This window comes from Streptomyces sp. NPDC091281, assembly GCF_044757425.1.
Classification (GTDB): Bacteria; Actinomycetota; Actinomycetes; order Streptomycetales; family Streptomycetaceae; genus Streptomyces.
Genome location: NZ_JBIVUY010000012.1, coordinates 174,168 through 200,295, shown reverse-complemented (window position 1 = coordinate 200,295; position 26,128 = coordinate 174,168). Strand labels below are relative to the sequence as shown.

The following is a 26,128-nucleotide window of genomic DNA, read 5'->3' as shown; positions in this document are numbered from 1 at the left end:
GGTGGACCAGGGCGCGGAAGCCCGGCGCGAACCGCTCGACCTGCTGCTCCGGCCGCTCGGCCGTCAGCTCCCGTTCCTTCGGGTCCCCGGCACCGGTGAGGCCGTCCTCCCCCGAGGGAGCACCGTCGTGTCGCCGCCCGTGGGTTCCGTGATCTCCGTCGGGTCCAGGGCCTCCGTGGCGCCCGTGGCCGCGGTGGCGTAGGCCGGGGTGGGCGCGGTCGTCGCCCGCGCCTCGTACGACGACGGGTCGCCGAAGGCGTCGGCGGCGGTCGCGGCGGCGTCCTCCAGGGTCTCGGCCGCCCGCCGCAGCAGGGAGCGCGCCGGGCGGCGGCGGCCCCGGTACCCGGCGACGCCGCCCGCGGCGGCGAGCAAGAGCAGGACCGCCGCCCAGGCGGGGCGGTGCTGCGCGGCGGCGAGCGCGGTCCGCAGGGTCACCATCGTGAGCGCGAGCAGCAGGGCGAGCAGGAGGAAGAAGAAGGCCGTCGTCCGCAGATCGAAGCGGCGACGGCGTGAGCGTCCCGCGGGGCGTACGAGGCGTGCGGGGCGCGGGGTGTACAGGGAGCGCGGCGGGCGGGCGGGCACGGTCACGGCGGCGGTTCCTCCCAAGTGGGCCTGAACGAAGATCAGTTGGGCGTGTGCCCCGGGAGGGACGGTTCATCCGGGCGGGAGGGCCCATGCGCCGACGGGACCGGGCCCGGCGGGGGCGGGCGCTCGCGCGCGACGGGCCTGGCCTCGTGGGAGGCCGGTCGCCCGTCGCGCCCGGAGCGTCAGATCCGGCCGCCGGTGAGGCGGGTGATCGGTCCGAGGGAGCGGCGGCCGGAACGCCGCCCGACCGCGTAGGAGGCGGCGGTGAGGGCGGTGACGCCCACGCCGACCCCGGCGGCGACCAGCTTGCGTGCGGCGACGGCGGTCCAGGCGGTCCGGGCGGAGGCCGCGACCCGGCCGCTCGTGGCGACGACCGCGCGGCGGCCCGCCTCGACGCGCCGGGCCGCGCCGTGCGCCGCCGCGGACGTGGCGTCCGCGGAGCGCTCGACGCCCGCCTTCGCCGCCGAGGCGGCCTCGTCGACCTTGCCCGCCGCGGTCCTGACGGCCCGTGAGGCGGGCGCGGTCGCTCGGTCGGTGGTGTGCCGGGCGCGGACGGCGTCCGCCTCGGCCTGGAGGTCCTTGTCCGTGCCGGTGGTGAACCCGGCGTTCGATTCAGTCATGGGCTGCGCGTTGCCGGTGACCCCGGCCGCAAACACGTCCGGCCGTACGGGCGGAGCGCGGTGTTCCGCCCGGCGCGGGGCGGCGGGACGGCCGTCGGGGGCGTTCGGGCAGCTCAACGCGCGGGTAGGGTCACCGGCATGCGCCTCGCCCTCTTCGATCTGGACGGCACGCTCGTCGACCGGGCGTCCGGTCTCGCCGACGCGGTGGCCGCGCTGTGCCACGACCACGGGTACGGCCCGGAGATCGAACAGTGGCTGCTGCGGGAGCTGGCCGACCGGGCCGACCGGGCCGACTTCGTGCGGCTGCGGGCGGCGTTCGGGCTCGGGGAGTCGGCGGAGCACCTGTGGCGGGTCTACGTCGACCGGATGGCCGCCGCCGTGACCTGCCGTCCGGCGGTGCTGAGCAGTCTCGGACGGCTGCGGGAGTGCGGATGGAGCGTCGGCGTCGCCACGAACGGCGCCTCCGACATCCAGCGCGCCAAGGTGCGGGCCACGGGGCTGGCCGACCTGGTCGACGGGATCGCCGCCTCGGGCGACATCGACGTCCGCAAGCCCGACCCCCGGCTGTTCGAGCTGGCGGCGGCGCGCTGCGGCACCCAGCTCAGCGGCGGGGACTGGATGACCGGCGACAACCCGGAGACCGACATCCAGGGCGGTCACCGGGCGGGGCTGCGGACGATCTGGGTGGAGGGCCGCGCCTGGCCGGAGGGGCTGACGGTCCCCCACCACTCCGTCACGGACGTCTCCCTGGCCGTCGACTACCTGCTGGCGCACTCGTCGGTGTAGCCCGCCCGCGCCTCTCCTCGCGCGGTTCCGGTCCGGACCGACGAGCCGTCTGGACTGGACCTTCGGGCTGGTCGGAGCGGGTTTCCGGGTCTCGCCGAACGGCTTGGTGCGGACTGTCGGCGGGCGCCGCCGCAGTGTTCCACTCGATGGCGCCCGCCGGTCACACGGACGCCCCCTCCGCGTTCGCCGCGGGCACCAAGATCACCGTGCTTTGTCATGCCCGCAACCGAAGGAAGCCGACGTGGCCCGTACCCTCCCGAGAGCGCTCGCCGTGTCCGCGCTCACGGCGTCGCTCGCCCTGACCGCCGCGCTGCCCGCCACCGCCCAGGACTCCGGCGCCCTCCCGGCCGTCCACCCCCGCGTCGAGACGGCCCCGCTGTACGACGACGAGGCGGGCGGCAACGCCGACGCCGACGACCCGGCGATCTGGCGCAACGCCGCCGACCCGGACGCCAGTCTCGTGATCGCCACCGCCAAGGAGGGCGGCCTGCGGGTCTACGACCTCGCCGCCCGGCTGGTGCAGTCGGTCGCGGCACCCGCAGGGCCGGGCGCCGGCGACGCCCCGGGCCGGTTCAACAACGTCGACCTGGTGCACGGGCTGAAGCTGTCCACCGGGCGGGCCGATCTCGCGGTCACGACCGACCGGGGCAACGACCGGCTGCGCTTCTACCGCGTCGACCCGCGCTCCCCCGGCCGTCCGCTCAGGGACGTCACCGACCCGCGCGTCGCCCCGGTGTTCTCCGCCGACCAGGCCGAGATCAACGAGCAGCGCACCGCGTACGGCCTCGCCACCTGGACCGACCGGCGCAGCGGACGGTCGTACGCGCTGGTCAGTCGGCGGGAGCGGACCGCGGTCGCGCTGCTGGAGCTGACGCCGACGGCCCGCGGCACGGTCGGCTACCGCACGGTCCGCACCCTGACGCTGCCGTCGTCCTTCCGCCTGCCCAACGGCTCGTCGTGGACGCCGTGCAACGAGCCGGGTGAACTCCCGCAGGTCGAGGGCATGGTGGTGGACCCGGCGACCGGCACGCTGTACGCCGGTCAGGAGGACGTCGGCATCTGGCGCGTCCCGGCGACACTGAAGGGGACGCCCCGGCTGGTGGACAAGGTGCGCGAGTACGGCGTGCCCGGCACCTACGACGAGCCGAGCGACGAGTGCGTGGCCGGGGCCGATCCGGGCTACGGCGGGACCCGGCTGACCGCCGACGTCGAGGGCCTGACCCTGGTGACCCGTGAGCGTGGCGCGGGCTATCTGCTCGCTTCCAGCCAGGGCGACGACACGTTCGCCGCCTACGACCGCGCGCCGGGCCGCGGCAACCGGTACGAGGGCGGTTTCCGGGTCGCGGCGACCGCGAAGGGCCCGGACGGCTCGGAGGAGTGCGACGGCGCGGCGGCCCTGAACGCCCCGCTGGGGCGCCGGTACCCGCACGGTCTGCTCGTCGTCCAGGACGGTCACGACGACACCGGCCGGACGGACGGCCGCACCGCGACGAACTTCAAGTTCGTCGACCTCGGCAAGGTCCTCGAGACGCTGGACCGCTGACACCGCGCGGCCCGTCAGGTCCCTCCGCCGGGACGTGACGGGCCGCGTCGTTCACTCCGTGCGCAGGTCCTCGATGAGGCGGGCCGCGGACACCTCGGGGTCGTCCTTGTGCTCCGTCCAGCGGGCGAACGTCCCGGCCGCCGCGTCGGCGAAGTCGGTGGGCAGGCCCGCCAGTTGCCAGGTGCGGGCGATCTCCCGCATCTCCCCCTCCCAGCGCCACGCCTTCGCCCCGGCCGAGGTGAGCCGGGCGGGCGAGCCGAAGGGGGTCTCCGGCATGGTGTGCGCCGTGAGGGCGAGGAGGTCGTCGAGGACGCCGTGGCCGGCGGCGAGGGCGCAGGCCTGGGCGGCGAGGGCGTGCGAGATCTTGTTGTAGGCGGCGTAGGCGAGTTTGAGGGCCGAGGCCCGCCCCACCGGGCCGTCGAGGGCGACGGTCTCCAGCACGGTGCCCGCGAACAGGGCGCTGACCCGGCCGACGGCGGACGCGTCGCCGGAGAGGTACAGGCGGGTCGTACCGGCCGTACGGGGCGGGGGTCCGGTGATGCCGCCGTCGACCACCGTGGCGCCGCCGGGCGCGAGGACCTCGGCGATCTCCGCCGTGCGCTGCGGGCTGATGGCGTTGGCGTCGACGTAGAGTCCGCCGAATCCGGCCGCGGCCACCTCCTCGGCGACGTCCAGGGCGGCGGCGGGCGGGCACACGCTCACCAACGTCCCGCACCCGTCGGCCAGTTCACGCAGGTCGGCCGCCGGGAGCAGGCCGATCGCCTCGGCGCGGCGCCGGGTGGCCGCCGACCGGCCCGCGGGCAGCCACCGTACGGTCGTGCCCGCCGCGACGGCCTGCGCGGCGACGGCCGCGCCCATCGCGCCGGGGTGCAGCATCCCCATGATCCCCGTGTCTCGCTCAACCATGCGGCGACCTTAGCCCGTCGGCCCGCGCATCCGTCCGGGTCCGGCCGCGCTCACAGGGCGCCGGGTGGCCCGCTGCCGCCCTTGAGGCGTTCCAGGTCGGAGGGGCGGACCTGGATCACGAGGAGGGCGATGAGCGCGGCGAGGAGGGCGAAGACGGCCGCCATCACGAAGGCCGCGGAGACACCCGACGTGAGGACCTCGTCGCCCCAGGGCGGCGGGAGTTGGCCGGTCTTCTGGAAGGCGAGGCGTTCGGCCGGGGTCGCCTGGGAGAGGAAGGCGGGCACCTGGGTGTCGGCCTCGTTGTTGCTGGCGGTGCCGAACATGGTGACCAGGATGGACAGTCCGAGGGAACCGCCCACCTGCTGCATGGCGTTGAGGAGTCCGGAGGCCGCGCCGGTCTCGTCGGGGGTGACGTTGGACAGGGCCATCAGCGTCAGCGACACGAACTCCATGCCCATGCCGAGGCTGAACACCAGCATCGGGCCGAGGACGCTGCCCGCGTAGGTGGAGTGCACGTCGGTGAGGGTGAGCCAGCCCAGCCCGGCCGCGGCGAGCACCGCGCCCGTCACCATGAACGGTTTGGGGCCGTAGACCGGCAGGAAACGGGAGGTGAGGCCCGCGCCGACGGCGATGACCGCGCTCACCGGGAGGAAGGCGACGCCCGCCATGAGGGGGCTGAAGTCGAGGACGTCCTGCACGAACAGGGTCAGGAAGAAGAACATGCCGAAGATCGCGGCCGACAGGCAGAGCATGATGCCGTAGGTGCCCGCGCGGTTGCGGTCGGCGAACATGTGCAGCGGGGTGATCGGCTGCCGGGAGCGCCGCTCCACCAGCACGAACAGGACGAGCAGCAGGACGGCGCCGACGAACGACAGCAGGGTCAGCGTGTCCCGCCAGCCCTCCTGCGCGGCCCGGATGAAGCCGTACACCAGCAGCACCATGCCGACGGTGGAGGTGGCGGCGCCCGCGAGGTCGAAGTGTCCGGGGCGGCGCTCCGACTCCCTGATCCAGCGGGGCGCGGCGACCGCGATGAGCAGGCCGATGGGCACGTTGACGAAGAACACCCAGCGCCAGTCGAGCCATTCGACGAGGACGCCCCCGGCAAGCAGACCGATGGCGCCGCCGCCCGCCGAGACGGCCGCGAACACCCCGAACGCCCGGTTGCGTTCGGGTCCTTCGCGGAAGGTGGTGCTGATCAGGGCGAGGGCGGTCGGGGAGGCGATGGCGCCGCCGACGCCCTGGACGGCGCGGGCGGCGAGGAGTTGGGCCGAGTCCTGGGCGAGGCCGCCGAGCAGGGAGGCCAGTACGAACAGCAGCACGCCGAAGACGAACACCCGCCGTCGGCCGAGGATGTCGCCGAACCGGCCGCCGAGCAGCAGCAGTCCGCCGAAGGTGAGCGTGTAGGCGTTGACGACCCACGACAGGCTGGTGGTGGAGAAGTCGAGCGAGCGCTGGATGTCGGGGAGCGCGATGTTCACGATGGTGATGTCGAGGACCACCATCAACTGGCACGACGCGATGACCAGCAGGGCGATCGCCTTGCTCCGTCCGCCGGTCGGCGACGCGGAGGTCTCGGTCGCGGAGGCCTGCTGCGGGAGGCCGCTCATGACCGGTGTCCCGCCCGGCGGCGGACCGTCGGGGAGTCGGGGGCGGGGGCAGGCACCGCCGTGTGCACCCTGGAGTTCACCCGATCGACGGTACGCCGCAGTCCGGGGGGTCACCACTCGGCCCGGAGCGGGGGGCGGTGCGGTGCGGAGGCCGTGCCAGGACTTCCCCGCGGTCCTGGCACGGCACCCCGCGCTCCTCCGGCGCGGGTGGCGCGCCGTGGATCAACAGGATGCGTCGGAGGAGCGCGGGGTGTCGTTGGCGGGGCGTCCCGGACCGGTTGGCGTCGTGTCTCCCCCGGCGGACGCGCGCGAGGTGCCGGAGCCACCGTGAGAACCGTCGGTGTCCGCGCCCGTCCCCTCGTGGGTCCGGTTGCGCAGTTCGCCGGGCGGGACGCCGTAGGCGGTACGGAACGCGCGGCTGAACTCGGCGGCGCGCGGGAAGCCCCAGCGCGCGGCGACGACGTGCACGGGCGTGGCGCGCTGGGCCGGGTCGAGGAGGTCGCGGCGGGCGTGGGCGAGCCGCTGGTCGCGGATGTAGGAGGCCACGGTCAGTCCCTCCGCCTGGAAGAGGCGGTACAGGTGGCTGCGGGAGATGTGGTGCGCCTCGGCGACCGCGGCGGGCGTCAGGTCGGGGTCGCCGAGGCGGCGGCGGACGAACGCCTGGGCGCGCAGGGTGAGCGTGCGGCCGCGGGTCTCGGGCGGCAGCGCGGACTCCGCGTCGAGGGCGTGCGCGAAGACGGCGGCGACCAGGTCGGCGGCGACGGTGGCCAGGCGCGGCCCGTCGGCGGGCCGGTAGGCGGAGGTGTCGGCGGCTATCTGGTGCAGGAACTGTGCCAGCAGCGCTCCGGTGCCGCGCCGGGCGGTGATGCGGCGGCCCATCACCTGGTCGGCGCGGTCGCCGGGCAGCGGTACCTGGGCGCGGGGGATCTCCAGGCCGACCATGCTGACCGGGTCGGGGCCGGTGGAGATGTCGTAGGCGCGGGAGGAGCTGTTGGTGTGGAACTCGTTGACGCGGTAGACCGCCTGCCGCCGTCCCCAGCGGGCCACGCCCTCTCCGCGCAGCAGCAGGGAGAGGTGGTAGCTCTCGGGGTCGGAGCGGCGGACGAGTTTCGCGGTCCGGTGGAAGGTGAGCTGGTCGAAGGTGGCGGGCCAGACGGTCACGTCGCCGAGGGCGATGACCCGCTGGTAGCCGTGGTAGTCGGCCGTGTGCGCGCTGTCGAGGCGCATCGGCGCGTGGGTGTGTCCCATGCGCTCGACCCACGCCTCGAACCGGTCGGGGGCCGGGAGGTCCAGGGTCCGGAAGACGGACTCGTGCAGCACCGGGGCAGTCAATCACGGGCGGCGGCGCCGCTCGCGGCCGCCTCGGCCCGAGCCCGCGGCGCCCCCTTCCGGGCGGGCGTTCTACGCTGGACGGCGTGATCGAGGTGGAGGTCGTGCAGCTGCTCGTGTCCCCGGTCCACCGGCTGGCGGGCCGCCCCTCCGCGGGGCTCCCGGACGGGCCGGTCGACGACCTGGTGGACGCGGTGCGCTTGCGCCGGGGCCTCGGCATCGTGGGTGACCGCTACTTCGGCCGGCCCGCGCACCGGGACGCGTCGGTGACGCTGATGTCCGAGGAGAACCTGCCCCGCGAGATCGCACCGGACGCCGATCTGCGGCACACCCGCCGCAACGTCCTGCTGCGGGGCGTCGACATCGACGCGTACGTCGGGTCGACGGTCGTCCTCGACACCGGGCAGGGGCCGGTGGTCCTCGCGGTGAACCGTCCGGCGCGGCCGTGCGCCTGGATGGACGTCACCGTCGGACCGGGCGCCCGGCGCGCGCTGCGGGACCGGGGCGGGGTGCGGTGCACGCCGCTCTCCGACGGGGTGCTCACCCTGGGCCCGGCGACGTTCGGGACGGTCGACGCGGACGCGGCGGCCGTCCGGCCCTGAGCCGCGACCGGCCCGCCCCCGGCACTCCTGTTCGCGCCCCCGGGCCTCCTGGGCTCCAGCCGCCCTCCTACATGTCGTCGAACAGGCCGAGGCGGGCGACGATGCGCTTGCCCAGCGGCTCCGGGACGACGTCGAAGCCGTCGGCGACGGCCATCACGATCTCCAGCCCGTGCTGGCCCACCCGGGTCGGGTCCGCGCCGCGGGGTGCGGGCGGGGCGGGTTCGCTGTCCCAGACGGTGATCTCGACGGCGTCGCCGACGAGACGCAGGTGCAGCAGGACGGGCCCCGGCGCGTGCCGCAGCGCGTTGGTGACGAGTTCGCTCACCACGAGCCGGGACAGGTCCACGGTCCGGGCCGAGACCGGCACCCCGTGCTCCCGCCGCACGCGGGTGAGGAAGTCCCCGGTGAGGTGCCGGGCCCCGGCGATGCTGCCGTCCGCGCCGTCGAGGGCCAGCGCCGTCTCGACCCGGACCGTGTCGGGTCCGTGGGAGCCCTCGTCGAGCGGGACAGGTTCCATGCGGACCGCCTTCATAACCCCGTTCATGGCGGCGCGCCTACCCCGTATCCCCTCCCGTACGCCACGGGCGCCCCTCGGGAGCGGGGCGCCCGTGGGCGCGGCGCGGGCGGGCGGCCGTCGGCGCGGCCCGCGGCCGGGTCAGCCGATGTGGAAGCGGTCCCCGTAGACCGCCCAGTCCAGGGGCGGCTGGAGGTCGAGGTTGCCGTTGCGCAGGAAGACGCGCTGGGCGGTGTCGACGCGGCTGGTGTCGCTGTGGGCCTCCTCCTGCTTCATCGCCCACACCCGCGCGTCGAGGAAGGCGTTGAGGTACGTCGTCTCGTTGCCGCCCTGGGCGGGGGTCTTCGCGCGGGCGAGGGCGCGTCGGCGGATGCTGCCGAAGCTGGTGGGGTCGCTGCCGCCGCCGTGCATGACGATCGCGTCGTAGTAGGCGAACTGGCCGAGGACGCGCAGCCCGTCGGACTTGGCCTGGCTGACCGCCGGGTTGAAGTAGACGCGGTCGCGTTCGTCGTTCTGCGCCTGCTGGAAGACGGTGTCCTGGGCGGCGCGCCGCCAGTCGGCGGGGTAGTTCGGGTCGAGTCCGGCGTGCGAGTCGGTGCCGTCGACGGCGCGCAGGGCGGGGAGGTACTTGGCGAGGACGTTGCCCGGCTTGCGGGCGGCGTACAGCTCGACGAGGTCGAGCATGTCGCCGGTGCCGGAGCAGAAGCCGATGATGCCGGCCGTGTAGCCGCGCCCGTCGCCGATGTCCTCGATGTACTTGTACTGGGCCTTCCAGTCGAGCGAGGAGTTCTCCGCGCTCGACACCAGCTTCATGGCGATCTCCTTCTTCGCCGGGTCGTCGAGCCCGACGGCCGCCCGCGGTGCGGCGGACGCGCCGGGCGAGGTGAGGAGGGGCGTGGCGGTGAGCGCGGCGAACAGGGCGAGGACCGTGCGGCGGGAGGCGGCGGGGGTGTGCGTGCCGCGGGGAAGGTGCACCACAGTGACTCCAGTCGGGGAGTGGGGGGTTGGAGGGGGTGGTTCCGCACTGCAACTGTCAGAGGAACGGGTCGGAACTAACTGACAGGAAGGTTTCCTATCAAGCGAGAGGGCGACTGGTAACCCTCACGCGCAAAGGTTCGTACGATCGAACAAAGAGGCGGGGCCGGTGGCGGGCGCGGGACACTCAGGGGGCGCCGGGCGTGTCCCCGCGCCAGTCGAAGCGGAGGGCGTCGGCGGCGCGGCGCGCGTACAGGGCCCGGCCGCCCGCTCCGTACCGGCCTATCTCGGTGGTCAGGGCGACCTCGCGCGGGTCGTCGGCGCCGAGGTCGGTGACGTCCAGCAGGAGTCCGTCGAGCGGGCCGCCGACCAGTTGGGCGTACGCGCGGTCGGGGCGGGGTCCGGCGTCCTCGTGGTCCGCGCCGTAGACCCGCCCTCGCATGAAGTCAGCCTCGTCCATGACCAGCAGCTTCGCACCCCCCACTGACAACGGCCCCCGGACCGGGGGCGTCCAGGGCCGCGCTTCGGCCAAGGGCGTGGCCGGAAAGCGCCGTTCGCGGGGATGTCGTCGTGGTGCGGGTAGGGATGGGCCGCTCGCACGGGCGGTGGGCGGAGTAGGGGGACCGGCTCTGGTGACACGCGGGGGACGGCGGAGGCCGGCGGACGAGTACGCCGCGTCCCCCGGACCCGCCGCGTCGCGTGGGGCTCCTGGGCCGGGCGGGTCCCGTGGGCCGGCGCGGGCCCGCCGTCGGCGCGCCGCCCGCGCGGTACGCGCCGCGGGCCGGGGCGGTCCCGGACTGCGGGAGGCGCTGCCCGGCCTCGCCGCGGTGACCGTGCTCGTGTGCGGGACGACGGCCGGGCTGGCGGTGGCGGGCCGCGCGCTGGGTCTGTGGGCGCCCGCGCTGGGCGTGGCGGTCCTGGGCGCGACGGCCGTCGTGGTCCGCCGCCGTCGTCGGCGCCCGGCACGCCACCGGCGCGGGCACTACTCCCCCGCGGAGCTGGCAGAGCTGGATCTGCCGGGGCTGGTGGAGGCGGTGGCCCGGATGCTGCGCCGGGACGGCTGGCGCGTCCTGCCGCCCGCCGCGCACGACCCGCCGCACATCGTGGCCCGGGACCGGCGGGGACGGCTCCTGGACGTGGCGTTCCGCCCGGTGGCCGAGCCGCTCCCCGACGAGGACGACGCCTGCGCCTGCCGTGCCCGCTGGCGCCCAGCCCCGCACGTCCGGCTCGTCGTGCACCGGGGCGCGTTCACCGCCCGCGACCACGCCTGGGCCACCCGCCGCCCGACCACCCACCTCGTGGACGGCCCCCGGCTACAGGCCTGGGCGACGGGCACCGCACTGACCGACCTCGTCCCGCTGGACGGCCCGCCGGGAACGCCGCCGGGCAGCGGCGCGTAAGGCGGGCCGCCACCCCCGCCCGACGCGCCCCCGTGCCTCACTTCCCGAACAGGCGCCGGACGCCCCCGCTGCCGTTCCTTCTCCGTCCCCGGAACAGGTGCGGGTCGAACAGCTGCGCCGCCAGGCCCGCGAGAACGAGACCGGTGGCGAGGAGGAGCCCGTGAGGGAGGAAGACGCCGGTGACGAGGGCGGCGGTGGCGACGGCGAGCCAGCACCAGCCGCGCAGGCGGCGGTACTCGCGGGGAGCGGTCGGGCGGCCCTTCTCCAGGGCGCGGGCGAAGCGGGGGTCGTCGTGGTGGAGGGCGGCGGCCAGGTCGCTCAGGCGTTCGTCGTCGGGCGGGGACATGGTTGCTCCTCCTCGGTGGCGTCGAGCGGAGGGGGCGGGGCGGGCCGGGCGCGCAGCAGCGGGCGCAGGAGTTGGGGGACGCGTCCGGCGGCGACCGGGCCGAGGACGGCCAGGACGAGGACGTAGCCCGCGATGAACGGGGCGAGGCGGTCGTCGAGTCCGGCACCGGCCGCCATCGCGGCGAGGATCAGCGCGAACTCGCCGCGCGCGAGCAGGGTGGTGGCGATGTTTGCCGCGGGTTCGGGGCCGTAGCCGTGGAGGCGGGCGGCGATGAGGCCGGCGGCGGCGTTCATGGCGACGGTGAGGAGGACGGCGAGGAGGACGGGGACGAGGACCGCGGCGAAGTCGCCGGGGTCGATGGCGAGGCCGAAGGCGAAGAAGAAGATGGCGGCGAAGGCGTCCCGCAGGGGGTGGACCAGGCGCCGGATGCGGGGGCCGGAGGGGGTGCCCGCGAAGATGAGGCCGACCATGAAGGCGCCGATGGCGTCGGCGACGCCCAGGACCTCGGAGACCCCGGCGACCAGGACCGCCGCCCCGAGGAAGCTGATGACGAGGAGTTCGTCGTCGCGGACGTGGATGAGGCGGCCGACCAGCCGGGTGCCGTAGCGGGCGGCGGCGGCGAGCGCGAGGAGGAAGCCGAAGGCCTTGCCGACCTCCAGCAGGACCTCGGTGACGCCGTGGGCGCCGCCGATGACGGGCTGGAGGGCGGCCAGGTAGAGGGCGAGGAAGATGTCCTCGACGACGATGACGCCCAGGATCAGCCGGGTCTCGGGGCGGCCGAGACGCCCGAGGTCGATGAGGATCTTGGTGACGATGGCGGAGGAGGAGATGCCGAGGACCCCGGCGAGGACCAGGGCCTCGCGCGCGCCCCAGCCGAGCGCGAACCCGAAGCCGAGACCGGCGCCCACGTTGAGCACGAGGTAGCTGCCGCCCGCCAGCGCGAGGCGGCGTCCGCCGTTCTTGAGGTCGTCGAGGTGGAACTCCAGGCCCAGGTAGAACAGCAGCAGGACGAGGCCGAGCGCGGAGAGCATCTCGAAGTCGTGGGCGTCCTCGACGAGGACGAGGCCCGGGGTGTGCGGGCCGAGCAGGATGCCCGCGAGGATGAACAGGGGGATGGTCGGCAGGCCGATGCGGTTGCCCAGGCGGGCGAGGAAGGCCGCGGCCAGGAAGGCGCCGCCGAGAGCGAGCAGGGTGTCAGCGTGTCCCATGCGTCACCTCCCTTCCGCGGAAGGGGAGTCGGGGGCTGGCGGGTCGTGCCGAACGGGAGTGGATGGGTGGTCCTCCTGGGATGCGTGACCGTCAGGAACCGTGGGGCGTACGGCGGGCCCGGCGCCCCCGGGTCCTGTCCACCGTCACACGCGTCCCGTGGGCGGCGCCATCGGGTCCGACACCCATTTCCGCAGGCCGCGCGACCCGCGTACGGGCCCAGGACGCACCGCGCCCCCGGTCCTGGCGGGACCGGGGGCGCGGCGGGGTGACGGTGTCAGGCGGGGCGGTGAGGGGCTGTCAGGGGGTCAGCTGCCAGCGCTGGATGTAGCCGACGTCGATCGCCGCGGTGTCGCGCACCCGCAGCTTCCAGGTGCCGTCGACCGGCTGGGCGGAGGCGTCGACGACGAAGGTCTGGTCGACGTTGTCGGCGGAGCCGCCGCTGCGGTTGAGCAGCGAGTACACGGTGCCGTTCGGGCCGACGAGGTCGACGGTCAGGTCACCGCGGTAGGTGTGCACGATGTTGACGTACACCTCGGTGGTGGCGGAGGCGTTGCCGCCGCGGCCCTCGATGGTGACGGGCGACTCGACCGCGGCGCCGTTGTCGGGGATGTCGACGCGGGTGGTGGAGCCGTAGACGTAGGCCACGCGCCAGTCGAAGTCGGCGGTGACGGAGGCGCCGGTGCCGTCGGTGACGGTGACCGTGACCGGGCTGGTGCCGGTGGTGGTCGGGACGCCGGTGATCAGGCCGGAGTCGCTGATGGAGAGGCCGTCGGGCAGGCCGGTCGCCGCGTAGGTGAGGGCCGAGCCGGTGTTGGTGGTGTAGGCGTCCACCTGGAGGAAGACGGCCTGGCCGACGCCGCTGGTCTGGTCGGCGATCGGGGCGACGTTGACGCCGAGCGCGATGCGGTTGCCGACGTTGATGCCGGCCCAGGCGTCGGCGACGGCGAGGTAGGTCGGGCTGTAGGCGCCGAAGAGGTCACCGGCCGCCTGAAGGGTGGCGGTGCGCGCGCCGGCGTAGTTGGTGGAGGAGGTCATGTACGTGCTCAGCGCGCGGTACCAGATCTTCGCGGCGTTCTCGATGCCGATGCCGGTGACGGCCTGGTTGTCGAAGGTCGGGCTGTCGTAGGTGACGCCGTTGACCGTCTTGGTGCCGCTGCCCTCGGAGAGCAGGTAGAAGAAGTGGTTCGCGGGGCCCGAGGAGTAGTGGACGTCGATGCCGCCGAGGCTCGGGTCCCAGTAGTCGCGCGAACGGCCGTCCTTGGACGGCTTGTCCATGTAGCGCAGCGGGGTGCCGTTGCCGTTGATGTCGATCTTCTCGCCGACCAGGTAGTCGCCGACGTCGGCGGTGAGCCCGGAGCTGAACTCGACGGCGGCGGCGAAGATGTCGGAGGTGGCCTCGTTGAGGCCGCCCGACTCGCCGGAGTAGGTCAGGTTGGCGGTGGCGCTGGTGACGCCGTGCGTCATCTCGTGGGCGGCCACGTCGAGCGCGGTCAGCGGCTTGGTGTTGCCGGAGCCGTCGCCGTACGTCATGCAGAAGCAGCTGTCCTGCCAGAACGCGTTGACGTAGTTGTTGCCGTAGTGGGCGCGGCTGTAGGCGGCGACACCGTCGTTGCGGATGCCGTTGCGGCCGTGGACGTACTTGTAGTAGTCCCAGGTCGCGGCGGCGCCGAAGGCCACGTCGACACCGGCGGTCTGCCGGTTGCCGGGCGTGCCGTCGCCCCACACGTCGTCGGCGTCGGTGAAGAGGGTGCCGGTGCCGGAGGTGCCCTGGTTCAGGTCGTACGTCTTCTGGTCCGCGCGGTCGGGGTCGGAGAGCTGGTACGACCCGCCGGTCTGCGTCGAGCCCACGTCCACCGTGCCGCTGTACTGGCCGGTGCCGGTGCCGGTGTGGACGTGCTCGGCGGTGCTGATCCGCTTGCCGGTGGCGGCGTCGGTGACGACGTGGAGTTCGCTGGGCGTGCCGTCCTCCTGGACGCCCTTCACGACGGTCTCCCAGGCGAGCGCGGGCCTGCCCTCACCGGCCCAGACGACCAGCTTCGGCGCGCCGTCGGCCTTGGCGCCGGAGACGTCGGCGCCGCGCGCGGCGGAGAGCGCCTTGCCGGAGGCCTGTGCGGCGGCGAGCTTCGGCGTCAGGGTCGGCACCGTGAGCTTCGCGTCGCTGGCGCGGGACACGGTGGTGCGGCCGTCGCGGGCGTGGACGACGAGGTCGCCGCCGAGGACCGGGAGACCGGCGTAGGTGCGCTCGTAGCGGGTGTGCCGGGTGCCGTCGGCGTCCTCGGTCACGCTCTTCGCGACGAGCTTCTCCTTGGCGCCCAGGGCGAGTTGACGCGCCGTCGTGTCGGCCGCGGCCTGCGCGCCGCGGACCAGGGCGGCCTGCCGGGCGGGCGACAGCTCGACGGGCGCGGCACCGGCCCGGGGGACGGCCTTGATCAGCGCCGGGCCGGGGTCGGCGGGGGCCGCGCCGGCGGGGGTGGCGGGGGCGCCGAAGGCCAGCAGGGTGCCCGCGGTGGCGAAGGCCAGCAGTGCGGCGCGTCTGCGCCTGGGGGCGGAACGGAGTCGCCGAGACAACGTTTTCTCCTTTGGGGAGGCGGGCCCGTCGTGCGGGCCGAGGTGGGGGGCTGTGGACCGGCGGGGTGAGCCGGTCCGGGACGCGCGCACGGCGGAGGTGCGGTCCGCGGGCGTCCGAGGAGGCGCGCGGCGCGAAGGGGTCCGGGGCCGGGGAAAGGGGTAGGGGTGGGGGGTGTGAGAGGTGGGGGGTGTGAGAGGTGGGGGCGGGCCCCGTTCCGGTCGGGTGAAGGAACGGTGAACGTTCGGCAGCAGCGTGCCACCGGCACCTCTCATTTGTCATGTAAATGCCAAGACAACGGCTGGAAATGACCATGCCGCTCTGGGAGTTCGGGCCCTGCGGTACCCCTTTTCGGCCGAGACGCGACGCCGTCGGCGGAACCTTCCGCTCCGGCAGGTGGCGCGGCCGTCTCCGCCACGCCGGACGCCCGCTCCCGATCTCCCCCGGCCCGCGGGGAAGCCACCCCCCTGTGACGCGCCCGAAAGGATGAATGCGCTCGTCCGGCGGCGTGTCGCGGGCCCGGCGCACCGCACCCTGCGAGTCGACGGCGTGGCGGATCGCCTGCGGGCGGGGCACAAGGGGGCGCGAGTGGACGGGCTGCGGCGACGGGGGCCGGTGTCGTTACGGGACCGGCTGCGCTACCGGTTCGACAGCACACTGGCCCGCAGCACCGGGCGGATGCTCGGCTGGCTCGCGCTGAGCTGTGTCGGGCTGGTCGTCCCGGTGAGCGCCGTCCTGGTCTGGACGGACCCCGGCTCCCCCGCCTCGCTCTCGGACCGGCTGATCGCGGTCGGCCGGGTCAGCGCCGAGACCCTGCGCCTGGGCGCGGTGACCGGGGCGCCGCTGCGGATGCTGCTCTCCGTCCTGCTGGGCCTGGTCGCGCTGCTGTACGTGTCGACCCTGATCGGCCTGATCACCACCGGGCTGGGCGACCGCCTGGTGGAGCTGCGCCGGGGCCGGTCGACCGTCGTGGAGTCGGGCCACCAGGTGGTGCTGGGCTGGTCGGAGCAGGTGTTCACGGTGGTCGGTGAACTCGTCGCCGCGCGGGCCCATCACCGCGGGGGCGCCGTGGTCGTGCTCGCCGACCGGGACAAGGCGGAGATGGAGGAGGCGCTCGCCGCCGCGCTGGGGCCGACCGGGCCGATCCGCCTGATCTGCCGCAGCGGACCCACGACCGACCCCGCCACCCTGCGGATGGTCAGCCCGGCCACCGCCGTGGCGGTGCTGGTCCTGCCCGACGGCGACGAGGGCGTACGTCCTGGACTCCGTTCCGGGGTAGGGGAGTTCGGCGTCGTACGGGCGGGCTCCGAGCCCGGGGACACGGGAGGCCCGCGGGAGGCGCGGGCGTCGGAGGACGTGCGTGACACAGAGACCGTACGCACACTGCTGGCGCTGCGCGCGGTGCTCGGGGAGGGGGCGGAAGTGGGTGCGGCGGGCGTGGCGGAGTCGGTGGTCGTGGCGGGGACGGCAGGGACAGCAGGGGCGGCGGGGACGGCTGAGGCATCGGGGCACGGTGGCCCGTGGCCGGAACACGCCGTCGGACGGGGCTCGACGGAGGGTCGGGTTCCGGGGGCCCGGCGGGAGACGGGGACGGAAGCGGAACCGGAGAGCGAGGCGGTCGAGGGGGCGGGCAGGGGGCCGGGAGGGGAGCCGGGCGCGGGGCCGGGAGGGGAGCCGGAGGCGGCGGGGAGGGCGGAACAGCCGCCGGGGGAAGCGGAACCGGCGTCGGACGCGCCGTCCGGGCCCGGGTCCGGGCCGGACGGTGGGGCGGTGCGGCGGCCGGGTCCGGCCGTGGTCGCCTCGGTGTGCGGGGAGCGGTACCGGGAGGCGGCCCGGCTGGCGGCGGGGCCGCGCGGGGTGGTCCTGGAGGCCGACCGGACGACGGCGGGGCTCGTCGCCCGCTCCGCGCTGCACCCCGGCCTCTTCCCCGTCCTGCGGGAACTCCTCGACTACGCGGGCGACGAGTTCTACGTCGTCCCGGTGCCGCCCGAGGCGGCCGGACGGCCCTTCGGCGACCTCCTCCTCGACTGCGCGACGGCTGCCGTGGCCGGGCTGCTCCGGCCGGACGGCACCCCCCTGCTCAACCCGCCCCCGGACACCGTGCCCGGCCCCGGCGACCGGCTCGTGGTGGTGGCCCGGGACGACGGTCCGGTGGGGTGGGCGGACGGCCCGTACCCGGTCGACCCGGCGGCCCCGGAGCTGCCGGACACGGCGGACGGGGAGCCCGCGCGGCTGCTGGTCCTGGGCTGGAACCGGCGGGCGCCGCTCGTCGTGGACCAGTTGCGTCCCACCGGTCCCGGCGCCCGGATCGTCGACGTCGTGTGCGATCCGGCGGAGCCCCCGCCGATGCCGGAACCGCGCCGGGAGGCGGTCGCCGACGGGCTGACGGTCACGTTCCGGACCGCCGACCTGACCCGCCCCGCCTCCCTGCGGGGCCTCGACCCACTGTCGTACGACCGGATCGTGGTGCTCGGCCCGGACGCACGGGACGGGGCCGGGCGCCCCGACGACCGGACGCTGGTCACGCTGCTCGTGCTGCGGGCGCTGGCGGCGGAGGCGGGACGCGAGGTGCCGGTGGTCGCGGAACTCACCGACCACCGCAGCCGGGCGCTGGCCCCGCTGGGCCCCCGCTCCGAGGTCGTCGTGGGCGGGGAGCTGGGCGGGCTGCTGATGGCGCAGGTCTCCCAGGACGGGCGGCTGGCCCCGGTGTTCGACGAGCTGTTCGGCGTCGGGGGCGGCACGCTCCGGCTGCGGCCCTGCGGCCACTACGTCCGGCCGGGCCGGGCGGTCTCCTTCGCGGCGGTCGTCGCGGCGGCCCGCGCCCGCGGCGAGTGCGCGATCGGCTACCGGCGGCCCGACCTCCCCGGAGAACCCGCGGGCGGCGGGGTACGGCTCAATCCTCCCAAGGACGAGCTGCGGCTCTGGAACCCGCACGACGCGGTGGTCGTGGTGACGACGGAACACCGGGACAACACCCCGGCCGCCGGGCCGGCCGGGCCCGCCGGACGCGAGCGGACCAGGCCGTGAGCGGCTCCCCCGCCGAGGGCTCCCTCGGGCGGCCGTCCCGGCTCTGCGGGGGCGCTGGGCCGTTCGAGTGGTCGGGTCGCGTCGGGCGTCGTAGCGTCGTGGTGGAACTTCCACGGGACCCGCGAGACGGGCGGGTCCCGGTGCTGCGGGCGGGAGCGGGCATGCGCGGACTCAGGACGACCACCAGGACCGCCGCGATCCTGTGCGCGGCGCTCGGACTCACCGCGGCGGTCGGCACGGCCTCCGCCGCGCCCGCCGCCTCCCCGCGCGCCGAGGCCCCGGCGACGCCCGCGGCGGCCGCCCCCCGGGCCAAGACACCGGTGCTGGTGGACTGCCTCTGGCACCCGAAGGTGCGCCCGCACGACTACGTGCTGGCCTGCGGCGACGGCAACAGCCGCCTGACGAAGCTCACCTGGGACCGCTGGAACGCGCGCTCCGCGAAGGCTCGGGGCGTCAACGTCGTCAACGACTGCAAGCCGTACTGCGCGGCGGGCCGGTTCCACGCGTACCCGGTCGTCGTCCGCCTGGACAAGACCGAGACGTGGAAGAAGCACCCGCGGCAGCAGCGCTACGGCCGGATCACCCTGGAGTACCCGGCCGACCGTCCGGCCCACTTCCCGCGCGTGGTGAGCTACCCGCTCTGGGACTGACCGCGCCCCCTCCGCCTGCGCCGTCCGGCCCCGGGTCAGTCCATGAGCGCCGCGGCGGCCGTCGCCCCCAGCTCCCAGCAGGCCTCCAGGTCGGCCCGGCCCGGCGCCCCGGTGACGGTGACGTGGTCCGCGACCCGGCGCCAGCCGAGCCCGCCGGTGATCGCGTCCAGGGCGCGCACCGCCCCGGTGACGTCGTCGCCGCCGTGCACCCACGCGCCGAACGGGCGGCCCCGCGTGCTGTCCAGGCAGGGGTAGTAGACCTGGTCGAAGAAGTGCTTGAGGGCTCCGGAGAGGTAGCCGAGGTTGGCGGGGGTGCCCAGCAGCAGGCCGTCGGCGTCGAGGACGTCCGAGGCCGTCGCGGCGAGCGCCGCCCGGCGGACCACGCGGACCCCCTCCACGCCGGGCGCGCCCGTGCCCCGGACGACCTCCTCGAAGAGCGCCTGGCAGTTCGGGGAGGGCGTGTGATGGACGATCAGCAGGGTGGCCACGGCACCGAACCCTGCCGGAGGCCGCCGACCCACGCAACCGGCCACCGCAACCGACCACCGCGACCTACCACCACGACCGACCACCGCCCGACGGTCGCCGCCGTTCCCAGGTCCCTTGGCCGCTCCCGCACCGCCCGCTACATCCAGCCCATACGGTCAGCCTCCGCACCCGAAGCGATCAGAATGCGGCATCCCTCGCCTCTCATGGATCACCTTCCGCCAGTCCCGGAACCTCGCCGTAGTGGAAGGGTCACGCTCCGTACGGTCGTGGCATCAACGGACCGGAGGAGCCCGGACCCGTGCAAGCGACAGGAGGACCGCCATGGCGAACGTCGAGATCTCGCTGAAGGAGACGATGACCACGATCGAGGGGGCGCTGGGCGTGGCCGTCGTCGACTACACCAGCGGGATGGCGCTCGGGACGCTCGGCGGGGGCAAGGACCTCGACCTCTCCATCGCCGCCGCGGGCAACACCGACGTGATCCGCGCCAAGGTCCGCACCATGGAGCACCTGGGCCTCAAGAGCGACATCGAGGACATCGTGATCACCCTCGGCAGCCAGTACCACCTGATCCGGCTGCTCAAGGGCCGTCAGGGCAGCGGGCTGTTCATCTACCTCGTCCTGGATCGCGGCCGGTCCAACCTGGCGATGGCCCGCCACCAGCTCAAGCGCATCGAGACCGACCTGGAGGTGTAGACCCGCGCGGCCGACGGCTTCGTACGCCCACGAGTTGAAGATTTCTTCAACTCGACACATCCACAACCGTGCATCACAAGGGCGTGCGGAGCCGGCACTGGCCAGGATCGTCACGAACGGCAGGACCCGACAGCGGCAGGGAGCGAGCGAACGACCATGCAGGTCCCCCTCTACCAGGCCAAGGCCGAGTTCTTCCGCATGCTGGGTCACCCCGTGCGCATCCGGGTCCTGGAGCTGTTGCAGGCCGGACCCGTGCCCGTGCGGGACCTGCTGAACGAGATCGAGATCGAACCCTCCAGCCTGTCGCAGCAGTTGGCGGTGTTGCGCCGGTCCGGGATCGTGGTCTCGATCCGGGAGGGCTCGACCGTGAGCTACGCCCTCGCCGGGGGCGACGTCGCGGAGCTGCTGCGCGCGGCCCGCCGCATCCTCACCGAACTCCTCGCCGGGCAGAACGAGTTGCTGGCCGAGCTGCGCCAGACCGAGGCCCCGCTGCCGACGCCGCGCGGCAGGACGGGCGTCTGACCGCCCCGCGGGACCCCGCGGAACGCACCGCTTCACCCGGCCCCCAGCCCCACCACAGGCCTGCCCCCGCCTTCACCCTCTCCCCCGCGCCCCTCCCCCTTCACCCAACTCCTTTGCCCGCAAGGCCGAACATCTCTACGAAACCCGAATCCACCAGCCAAAACGCCACGGTCCGCCACCCCTTCCGCCACCTAGAAATATCTACCAGCATGAATATGCCGGGTCGGTTTGCACACGAGGGCCCGGTCCGGCACGGTCGCGCCCCCGCGTACGCGCCGGGTGGCGCTACCCGAAAGCCGGACATGATCGATGCGATGTGGGCGCGCGGCGTGGAATGGCTCGCCGCCGCCGCGAGCGACCCGCGCGACTGCAAGCGGGCCTGGGACCGGGGCACGGGGGTGACGCTCCTGGAGGCGGGCCGCTACTGGGACGTGGTCAGCGTGCCCGACCGGCTGGGCCTGCTCGCCCTGGACCTGCTGTGGCAGCCGACCCTGCCGGTCCCGGGGCCGACCCTGGTGGACACCGCGGCCCACCGGGTCGGCTTCTTCCTGCCGCCCGACCCGCGCAGCCGGTGGATCGGCGCCGGACTGCGCCGGGCGAGCCGGGGCTCCTGGGTCGCGGTGCCGCCGCCGTACCGGCCGGCCCGGTTCCTGGAATGGCTGGTCCCGCCGGACGGGACCGGTGCCCTGCACCCGCCGGTCACCCTGGAACTGGCGCTGCGCCAGGCCAACGGAACGCTCGCCGTCCTCACCCCGCCGCGCGGCGCGTGAACCCCTCGGCGCCCACCGCACTCACTGCCCCCGTCGCCCGCGGGGCGTCGGCCGGGGCGGGCACCGTACGGCCGCGGGCGCGCCACTCCGCGACGAGCGCGGCGTAGATCGGCGTACGGCACGCGGGGTCCGCGACGGGCTCCCCGGCCGGGGCGGGCACCACGTGGAGGAGGCCGGACGCGCAGGTCCCCGCGGGCGGAAGCTGGTGCCGGGCGGGCCTCAGGCGGCGGGTGGGTCGGTCCATGCCGGGGGCAACGCGGCACCCCCGCCGACGGCACGCGCACGCCCCCGCGCTCACCTCGGCGGGTGAGCACGGCCCCCGTTCGGAGGGCCCGCCCCGGCCCCGCGCTGCGTCCCGCGTCCGACGACCGGACGGGCGTTCCCCGTACCCGTCCCCGTACGCGTACCCATCCCCGTCCCCGCCGGCAGCGGCGGCAGCGGCGGCAGCGGCAGCCCCTCGCCTGTTGATCCCTTGACATTCGGCGGCATGCGGAATGCAATATATTGCATGCCAGTACCGCAGAGCCGGGGGCTCGTCCCCAGGTCGCTCCTCCGGGAGAACGCCTACCGCGCCATCCGGGACGCCATCGTCGACGGCACCCTCGCGCCGGGGGAACGCCTCAACGACGGTGACCTCGCGCAGTGGCTCGGCGTCAGCCGCACCCCCGTCCGCGAGGCGCTGACGCGGCTGGAGCAGGCCGGGCTGGTCCAGACGAAACCGGGGCGCTACACCATGGTCAGCCCGCTGGACGTCCGTGCCGTGCGCGGCGCCCAGTCCGTGACGGCCGCGATGCACGAACTGGCCGTCCGCGAGGCGCTCCCCCACCTGACCGCCGCCGATCTCGACGCCATGCGCGCCGCCAACGCGCGTTTCGCCGACGCCCTGCGCCGCAACGACGTCGACGCGGCGATCGCCGCCGACGACGCCTTCCACGGCGTCCCGGTCACCGTCTGCGCCAACGACGCCGTCCGCGGGGTGCTGGAGCAGTACACGCCGGTGCTGCGGCGCCTGGAGCGCAGGCGTTTCGGCTCGCTCGGCGGACGGGGCTCGGTCGCGCAGCACGACCGGATCGTCGCGTTGTGCGAGGCCGGGGACGTGGAGGGGGCGGTGGCCGCCACCCGCGCCAACTGGCAGACGCTGGTGCCCCTCCTCGACCTCCCGTTCCCCGAGGACGAACCGCACGACGAGCCGGGCGCGGAGCCAGACAACGGGCCGGGCGCGGAGCCGGGCGACGAGCCGGCAAGCGAGCCCGTCGACGGGCCGGGCGCCCGACCCGCCTGACCCGGTCCGTCCGACTCGTCGGACCCACCGCGCATCACCTCCCCCGAAGGAGCACCGATGTCCCTCGACGACTTCGCGCGTTACCCGCTGCTGTTCGGGCCCAGCCCCGTGCACCCCCTGGACCGGCTCAGCGACCATCTCGGCGGGGCCCGGATCTGGGCGAAGCGCGAGGACTGCAACAGCGGGCTGGCGTACGGCGGCAACAAGACCCGCAAGCTCCAGTACCTGCTGCCCGACGCCCTGGCGCGGGGCGCGGACACCCTCGTCAGCATCGGCGGCGTGCAGTCGAACCACACCCGGCAGGTGGCCGCGGTCGCGGCGAAGGCCGGTCTGAAGGCCGTGCTCGTCCAGGAGAGCTGGGTGGACTGGCCGGACCCGGTCAACGACAAGGTCGGCAACATCCTGCTGTCCCGCGTCATGGGCGCCGACGTCCGGCTGGTCCGGGCCGGGTTCGGGATCGGCGTGAAGGACAGCTGGCAGCAGGCCCTGGAGGACGTCCGGGCCGCCGGTGGCACCCCGTACGCCATCCCGGCCGGGGCCTCGGACCATCCGCTGGGCGGTCTCGGCTTCGCCGACTGGGCGGAGGAGGTGCGGCGGCAGGAACAGGAACTGGGGATCTTCTTCGACACGATCGTGGTGTGCAGCGTCACCGGCTCCACCCAGGCGGGCATGATCGCGGGCTTCGCCGGTCAGGACCGGCCCCGCCGCGTCCTCGGCATCGACGCCTCGGCCCAACTCGCCGCCACCCGAGCCCAGGTGGAGAAGATCGCCCGGAGCACCGCCGAGACCATCGGGCTCGGACGCGACCTGCGCGACGACGAGATCACCGTCCTGGAGGGCTGGGCCGGGGACCTCTACGGCATCCCGGTGCAGTCCACGCTGGACGCCATCCGGCTGACCGCGAGCCTCGAAGGCATGATCATCGACCCCGTCTACGAGGGGAAGTCGATGGCGGGCCTCATCGACCTCGTCCGCGGCGGGGACATCCCGAAGGACTCGCACGTCCTGTACGCCCACCTCGGCGGCCAGCCCGCCCTCAACGCCTACAGCGGCGTCTTCCACTGACGCCGGACTCCCGCGGCGGTGGGCCGCGCGGGGACGCGACCGGTCCCCCGTTCCGGTCGTGCCCCCGCGGTCCGTCGAACTTACGTGCAGGCCGCCGCGGCTGTGAACCGTGGCGGTGCCCGTTCACGGCGCCGGGGGGCTCACCTGTGCACAGGTGCGTCCGGATGGCCCGATTCCGTCCCGCCCGCGACGGGTCCGTCGAGGTCGCCGGTGGCGAGATGGGCGAGGACGACCTCGTACAGGTCGCTGCCGGTGGCGAGGAGCTGCCGTTCGAGGACCGGCTCGGCGCCGCGGATGTGGTCGCGGACGGTCTGCGGGTGGACGCCGAGGAGCTGGGCGGCCCGTTCGGCGTTGCCGCCCGCCGTGAGCCAGGCGCGCAGGGTGCGGCGCAGATCGCGGCCGTCGGTGTCGAGGCGGGCCAGCAGGTCGTGCGCCCAGGCGCGCAGCGCGGTACCGGCGAGCAGGCCGCCGAGTACAGCCGGTGCGGGGCCGGGTTGCCGTGCCGCCCCGGCCGCCTGGCTGTGCAGGGCGAGGTGGACGGTGGCCCGCACGGTCAGATCGGAGAAGTCGGCGCCGATGAGGTGTTCGACGCGTTCCATGCGGGCGCGGACGGTGTTGCGGCTGACGCCGAGGATCTTGGCCGCGCTGACGGCGGTGAACTCCAGGCCGAGCCGGGTGGTGGCGAGCAGTTCGCCGCGGGTGTGGTGCGGGAGCGTGTCGAGGGGGCGCAGCAGGGCGCCCGCCCAGGACGCCAGGGCGGCCGGGTCCATGAGGCGTTCGGGATGGGTGCGTTCGGCGTGGACGGCGGCCCGGTCCGGGCGGAAGCGGGCGACGGCGAGGGCGCTGACGGCCTGGCCGTAGGCGGCGGCGGTGTGGGCGAGGCTCTGCCGGGTGCTGCCGCCGAGGTAGGTGCCGGGATCGCGGTCGCACAGGCGGCGCAGGGCCGCGCCCTCGGCCTCACCGGGGGTGACGACGATGACGTGGGCGTCCACGGCCGGGCAGCGGACGACCAGCGCCCGGTCACGGGTGGCCGCGAGACATGCCTCGGCGAGGCGGTCGCGGTCGGCGGGGGTGCTCTCGACGACGTAGACGCAGGTGGTGTCGGTGTCGAGGAGGCCGGGCCAGAGACCGGCGGCGACCCGGCGGGCGGAGATGGTGTCCTCGACCATCAGGAGCTGGAGGATCGCCAGGCGCAGGTCGGAGGTGGCGCGGGCCAGGCGGAGCCCGGTCGCGGTGGTGTGCTCGGCGCGCAGCAGGAGTTCCAGGGCGGCGGCGGTGCGGGTGACGATCCCGGCGGCCCGCCGGTCGAAGGGGGTGGTCCGGGCGACGGCCAGGACACCGCCCCCGGCCGGGGGCGGCAGGTCGACGTGGATCAGCCGCAGGTGACGGCCGTCGCCCTCCCAGGCGGCCGAGGCGAGGCGTCCGCTGACGACATCGGCGAGAATGCTCTCCTCGGCCGGGCAGCCCGTGCCCGCCAGCACCCGGCCGGTGTCGTCGCGGAGCGAGACGGACGCGTCCACGGCCGTACCGAGCCAGTCCACGACCCGGCCCGCGTCGTACGCTCCCGGCCGCAGCAGGTCGAGCAGCTCCCGCGCCCAGACCGCGTCGTCCCCGGACACGTCGGCCCGCGCCGCCGCCCCGGTGTCCGCGTCGCGCCCGTCGGTCCCGCCACCCCGGCCGCCCATGCCGCCGCACCCCCTGGCCCCGCTCACGGCCCGCATCGGACCGAACCCGTCATATCGGTCAGGGACGTTACCCCACACCGGGACGGAGGGAACGGGTCCGACGGAGGATCGCCCGACGCACCCCCAGCCCCCCCCCTCGCCACCCCAGCCCCCTCGCCCCCGCGCCGCCCGGCCCCACCGCCCGGCTCGCGCCGCCCCAGTCCCCGCCGCCTCGCCCCCCACCCCCGCCGTCGCGGCACTCCCCCCGCCCCCGGCATAAGCTCGGCAGATGGCCAAGTACTACGACGTGCACCCCGACAACCCGCAGCCGCGCACCATTTCCCAGGTCGCCGCCGCCATCCGCGCGGACGCGCTGATCGCGTACCCGACGGACTCCTGCTACGCGCTCGGCTGCCGGCTGGGCAGCAGAGACGGCATCGACCGCATCCGGTCGATCCGGGAGCTGGACGACAAGCACCACTTCACGCTGGTCTGCCAGGACTTCGCGCAGCTCGGACAGTTCGTACGGATCGACAACGACGTCTTCCGCGCCGTCAAGGCGTCGACACCCGGCAGCTACACCTTCATCCTCCCGGCGACGAAGGAGGTGCCGCGCATGCTCCAGCACCCGAAGAAGAAGACCGTGGGCGTGCGCATCCCGGACCACATCGTCACGCAGGCGCTCCTCGCGGAGCTGGGCGAACCCCTGCTGTCCAGCACGCTGTTGCTGCCCGGCGAGGACGAACCCCTCACCCAGGGCTGGGAGATCAAGGACCGGCTGGACCATGTGGTGGACGGGGTGCTCGACTCCGGGGACTGCGGCACCGAGCCGACCACGGTGATCGACTTCTCCGGCGGCGAGGCGGAGATCGTGCGGTACGGGGCGGGCGACGCCACGCGCTTCGAGTAGCCCCCGCCCCCCGTCGCCCCCGATCCGCCGCCCCGACCCGAACCGCGCAGAGAGGCACCCCCTTC

Annotated in this window: 25 protein-coding genes and 1 pseudogene; 12 read left to right on the top strand and 14 right to left on the bottom strand. The window is 74.9% G+C overall.

Features of this window, described 5'->3' with window-relative positions:
• Positions 1-63 precede the first annotated feature (63 nt).
• The gene (locus ACIQPQ_RS28325; protein ID WP_401309056.1) at positions 64-588 is read right to left on the bottom strand and encodes a hypothetical protein; all 525 of its coding nucleotides are present in this window, start codon (positions 586-588) and stop codon (positions 64-66) included.
• A 179-nt stretch (positions 589-767) separates the two neighbouring features.
• On the bottom strand, positions 768-1,205 hold the full coding sequence (locus tag ACIQPQ_RS28320) for a hypothetical protein (RefSeq protein ID WP_401309053.1): 438 nt from the start codon (positions 1,203-1,205) through the stop codon (positions 768-770).
• Positions 1,206-1,343: 138 nt separating this feature from the next.
• On the opposite strand from ACIQPQ_RS28320, the gene ACIQPQ_RS28315 reads away from it, so the two are divergent.
• Both ACIQPQ_RS28315 and ACIQPQ_RS28310 read left to right on the top strand, forming a co-directional pair.
• Positions 1,344-1,991: an HAD family hydrolase gene (locus tag ACIQPQ_RS28315; RefSeq protein ID WP_401309050.1), complete on the top strand. Its 648-nt coding sequence runs from the start codon at positions 1,344-1,346 to the stop codon at positions 1,989-1,991.
• Positions 1,992-2,232: 241 nt separating this feature from the next.
• Entirely contained in the window at positions 2,233-3,534 is a 1,302-nt protein-coding gene (locus tag ACIQPQ_RS28310; protein ID WP_401309048.1) for a phytase, read from the top strand.
• 51 nt (positions 3,535-3,585) lie between these two features.
• Here the strand turns inward: ACIQPQ_RS28310 and ACIQPQ_RS28305 are convergent, their stop codons facing one another.
• The 3 genes from ACIQPQ_RS28305 to ACIQPQ_RS28295 form a co-directional block, all read right to left on the bottom strand.
• Positions 3,586-4,440: a DUF1932 domain-containing protein gene (locus tag ACIQPQ_RS28305; RefSeq protein ID WP_401309045.1), complete on the bottom strand. Its 855-nt coding sequence runs from the start codon at positions 4,438-4,440 to the stop codon at positions 3,586-3,588.
• Between the two features lie 50 nt (positions 4,441-4,490).
• A complete protein-coding gene (locus ACIQPQ_RS28300; protein WP_401309315.1) occupies positions 4,491-5,975 on the bottom strand; it encodes an MFS transporter in 1,485 nt (494 codons plus the stop codon).
• A 294-nt stretch (positions 5,976-6,269) separates the two neighbouring features.
• Entirely contained in the window at positions 6,270-7,367 is a 1,098-nt protein-coding gene (locus ACIQPQ_RS28295) for a helix-turn-helix domain-containing protein (protein ID WP_401309043.1), read from the bottom strand.
• A 95-nt stretch (positions 7,368-7,462) separates the two neighbouring features.
• On the opposite strand from ACIQPQ_RS28295, the gene ACIQPQ_RS28290 reads away from it, so the two are divergent.
• A complete protein-coding gene (locus ACIQPQ_RS28290; RefSeq protein ID WP_401309040.1) occupies positions 7,463-7,978 on the top strand; it encodes a molybdenum cofactor biosysynthesis protein in 516 nt (171 codons plus the stop codon).
• 67 nt (positions 7,979-8,045) lie between these two features.
• Here the strand turns inward: ACIQPQ_RS28290 and ACIQPQ_RS28285 are convergent, their stop codons facing one another.
• The 3 genes from ACIQPQ_RS28285 to ACIQPQ_RS28275 form a co-directional block, all read right to left on the bottom strand.
• Entirely contained in the window at positions 8,046-8,495 is a 450-nt protein-coding gene (locus tag ACIQPQ_RS28285) for an ATP-binding protein (protein WP_401309038.1), read from the bottom strand.
• A 138-nt stretch (positions 8,496-8,633) separates the two neighbouring features.
• Positions 8,634-9,470 (bottom strand): chitosanase, encoded by an 837-nt coding sequence (locus ACIQPQ_RS28280; protein WP_401309036.1) that lies wholly within the window; start codon positions 9,468-9,470, stop codon positions 8,634-8,636.
• Positions 9,471-9,654: 184 nt separating this feature from the next.
• The gene (locus ACIQPQ_RS28275; protein ID WP_401309033.1) at positions 9,655-9,927 is read right to left on the bottom strand and encodes a hypothetical protein; all 273 of its coding nucleotides are present in this window, start codon (positions 9,925-9,927) and stop codon (positions 9,655-9,657) included.
• Positions 9,928-10,294: 367 nt separating this feature from the next.
• On the opposite strand from ACIQPQ_RS28275, the gene ACIQPQ_RS28270 reads away from it, so the two are divergent.
• Positions 10,295-10,867, top strand: coding sequence for a hypothetical protein (locus tag ACIQPQ_RS28270; RefSeq protein WP_401309031.1), 573 nt, complete (start codon positions 10,295-10,297; stop codon positions 10,865-10,867).
• A 37-nt stretch (positions 10,868-10,904) separates the two neighbouring features.
• Here the strand turns inward: ACIQPQ_RS28270 and ACIQPQ_RS28265 are convergent, their stop codons facing one another.
• The 3 genes from ACIQPQ_RS28265 to ACIQPQ_RS28255 form a co-directional block, all read right to left on the bottom strand.
• On the bottom strand, positions 10,905-11,213 hold the full coding sequence (locus ACIQPQ_RS28265) for a DUF3040 domain-containing protein (protein ID WP_401309028.1): 309 nt from the start codon (positions 11,211-11,213) through the stop codon (positions 10,905-10,907).
• Complete coding sequence (locus ACIQPQ_RS28260; protein WP_401309026.1) at positions 11,186-12,421, bottom strand: cation:proton antiporter; 1,236 nt, start codon at positions 12,419-12,421, stop codon at positions 11,186-11,188. Before ACIQPQ_RS28260 ends, ACIQPQ_RS28265 begins: the two co-directional genes overlap by 28 nt.
• A 298-nt stretch (positions 12,422-12,719) precedes the next feature.
• Positions 12,720-14,990, bottom strand: a complete 2,271-nt coding sequence (locus ACIQPQ_RS28255) for a M4 family metallopeptidase (RefSeq protein WP_401309024.1) — start codon at positions 14,988-14,990, stop codon at positions 12,720-12,722.
• 595 nt (positions 14,991-15,585) lie between these two features.
• On the opposite strand from ACIQPQ_RS28255, the gene ACIQPQ_RS28250 reads away from it, so the two are divergent.
• Positions 15,586-18,015, top strand: a complete 2,430-nt coding sequence (locus ACIQPQ_RS28250) for an NAD-binding lipoprotein (protein WP_401309313.1) — start codon at positions 15,586-15,588, stop codon at positions 18,013-18,015.
• Between the two features lie 161 nt (positions 18,016-18,176).
• Positions 18,177-18,665, top strand: a complete 489-nt coding sequence (locus ACIQPQ_RS28245; protein ID WP_401309021.1) for a hypothetical protein — start codon at positions 18,177-18,179, stop codon at positions 18,663-18,665.
• Positions 18,666-18,700: 35 nt separating this feature from the next.
• Here ACIQPQ_RS28245 and ACIQPQ_RS28240 read toward each other — a convergent pair whose 3' ends face one another.
• The gene (locus tag ACIQPQ_RS28240) at positions 18,701-19,153 is read right to left on the bottom strand and encodes a flavodoxin family protein (protein ID WP_401309019.1); all 453 of its coding nucleotides are present in this window, start codon (positions 19,151-19,153) and stop codon (positions 18,701-18,703) included.
• A 322-nt stretch (positions 19,154-19,475) separates the two neighbouring features.
• Between ACIQPQ_RS28240 and ACIQPQ_RS28235 the strand changes: the two genes are divergently transcribed.
• The 3 genes from ACIQPQ_RS28235 to ACIQPQ_RS28225 all read left to right on the top strand — a co-directional run bounded on the left by ACIQPQ_RS28235 (position 19,476) and on the right by ACIQPQ_RS28225 (position 21,142).
• Positions 19,476-19,850, top strand: coding sequence for a hypothetical protein (locus tag ACIQPQ_RS28235; RefSeq protein ID WP_401309016.1), 375 nt, complete (start codon positions 19,476-19,478; stop codon positions 19,848-19,850).
• Positions 19,851-20,006: 156 nt separating this feature from the next.
• Positions 20,007-20,372: an ArsR/SmtB family transcription factor gene (locus ACIQPQ_RS28230; RefSeq protein WP_383778567.1), complete on the top strand. Its 366-nt coding sequence runs from the start codon at positions 20,007-20,009 to the stop codon at positions 20,370-20,372.
• 302 nt (positions 20,373-20,674) lie between these two features.
• Positions 20,675-21,142, top strand: coding sequence for a hypothetical protein (locus tag ACIQPQ_RS28225; RefSeq protein ID WP_401309013.1), 468 nt, complete (start codon positions 20,675-20,677; stop codon positions 21,140-21,142).
• Here ACIQPQ_RS28225 and ACIQPQ_RS28220 read toward each other — a convergent pair.
• Positions 21,120-21,386: a hypothetical protein gene (locus ACIQPQ_RS28220; protein WP_401309010.1), complete on the bottom strand. Its 267-nt coding sequence runs from the start codon at positions 21,384-21,386 to the stop codon at positions 21,120-21,122. The two genes, ACIQPQ_RS28225 and ACIQPQ_RS28220, sit on opposite strands and share 23 nt — an antisense overlap.
• A 264-nt stretch (positions 21,387-21,650) precedes the next feature.
• Here ACIQPQ_RS28220 and ACIQPQ_RS28215 point away from each other — a divergent pair.
• Positions 21,651-22,298, top strand: a pseudogene (locus ACIQPQ_RS28215) (GntR family transcriptional regulator); the annotation flags it as partial.
• Positions 22,299-22,481: 183 nt separating this feature from the next.
• A complete protein-coding gene (locus tag ACIQPQ_RS28210; protein ID WP_401309007.1) occupies positions 22,482-23,489 on the top strand; it encodes a 1-aminocyclopropane-1-carboxylate deaminase in 1,008 nt (335 codons plus the stop codon).
• A gap of 140 nt (positions 23,490-23,629) precedes the next feature.
• Here ACIQPQ_RS28210 and ACIQPQ_RS28205 read toward each other — a convergent pair whose 3' ends face one another.
• A complete protein-coding gene (locus ACIQPQ_RS28205; protein ID WP_401309310.1) occupies positions 23,630-25,174 on the bottom strand; it encodes a helix-turn-helix domain-containing protein in 1,545 nt (514 codons plus the stop codon).
• Between the two features lie 268 nt (positions 25,175-25,442).
• Between ACIQPQ_RS28205 and ACIQPQ_RS28200 the strand changes: the two genes are divergently transcribed.
• A complete protein-coding gene (locus ACIQPQ_RS28200) occupies positions 25,443-26,063 on the top strand; it encodes an L-threonylcarbamoyladenylate synthase (protein WP_401309004.1) in 621 nt (206 codons plus the stop codon).
• Positions 26,064-26,128 lie beyond the last annotated feature (65 nt).

Excerpts from the sequence above, each read along its gene's own strand:
- ACIQPQ_RS28320 (WP_401309053.1), bottom strand. The coding sequence starts at position 1,205 with ATGACTGAATCGAACGCCGGGTTCACCACCGGCACGGACAAGGACCTC.
- ACIQPQ_RS28315 (WP_401309050.1), top strand. The coding sequence starts at position 1,344 with ATGCGCCTCGCCCTCTTCGATCTGGACGGCACGCTCGTCGACCGGGCG.
- ACIQPQ_RS28305 (WP_401309045.1), bottom strand. The coding sequence starts at position 4,440 with ATGGTTGAGCGAGACACGGGGATCATGGGGATGCTGCACCCCGGCGCG.
- ACIQPQ_RS28285 (WP_401309038.1), bottom strand. The coding sequence starts at position 8,495 with ATGGAACCTGTCCCGCTCGACGAGGGCTCCCACGGACCCGACACGGTC.
- ACIQPQ_RS28275 (WP_401309033.1), bottom strand. The coding sequence starts at position 9,927 with ATGGACGAGGCTGACTTCATGCGAGGGCGGGTCTACGGCGCGGACCAC.
- ACIQPQ_RS28265 (WP_401309028.1), bottom strand. The coding sequence starts at position 11,213 with ATGTCCCCGCCCGACGACGAACGCCTGAGCGACCTGGCCGCCGCCCTC.
- ACIQPQ_RS28260 (WP_401309026.1), bottom strand. The coding sequence starts at position 12,421 with ATGGGACACGCTGACACCCTGCTCGCTCTCGGCGGCGCCTTCCTGGCC.
- ACIQPQ_RS28245 (WP_401309021.1), top strand. The coding sequence starts at position 18,177 with ATGCGCGGACTCAGGACGACCACCAGGACCGCCGCGATCCTGTGCGCG.
- ACIQPQ_RS28235 (WP_401309016.1), top strand. The coding sequence starts at position 19,476 with ATGGCGAACGTCGAGATCTCGCTGAAGGAGACGATGACCACGATCGAG.
- ACIQPQ_RS28230 (WP_383778567.1), top strand. The coding sequence starts at position 20,007 with ATGCAGGTCCCCCTCTACCAGGCCAAGGCCGAGTTCTTCCGCATGCTG.
- ACIQPQ_RS28225 (WP_401309013.1), top strand. The coding sequence starts at position 20,675 with ATGATCGATGCGATGTGGGCGCGCGGCGTGGAATGGCTCGCCGCCGCC.
- ACIQPQ_RS28220 (WP_401309010.1), bottom strand. The coding sequence starts at position 21,386 with ATGGACCGACCCACCCGCCGCCTGAGGCCCGCCCGGCACCAGCTTCCG.
- ACIQPQ_RS28210 (WP_401309007.1), top strand. The coding sequence starts at position 22,482 with ATGTCCCTCGACGACTTCGCGCGTTACCCGCTGCTGTTCGGGCCCAGC.
- ACIQPQ_RS28205 (WP_401309310.1), bottom strand. The coding sequence starts at position 25,174 with ATGGGCGGCCGGGGTGGCGGGACCGACGGGCGCGACGCGGACACCGGG.
- ACIQPQ_RS28200 (WP_401309004.1), top strand. The coding sequence starts at position 25,443 with ATGGCCAAGTACTACGACGTGCACCCCGACAACCCGCAGCCGCGCACC.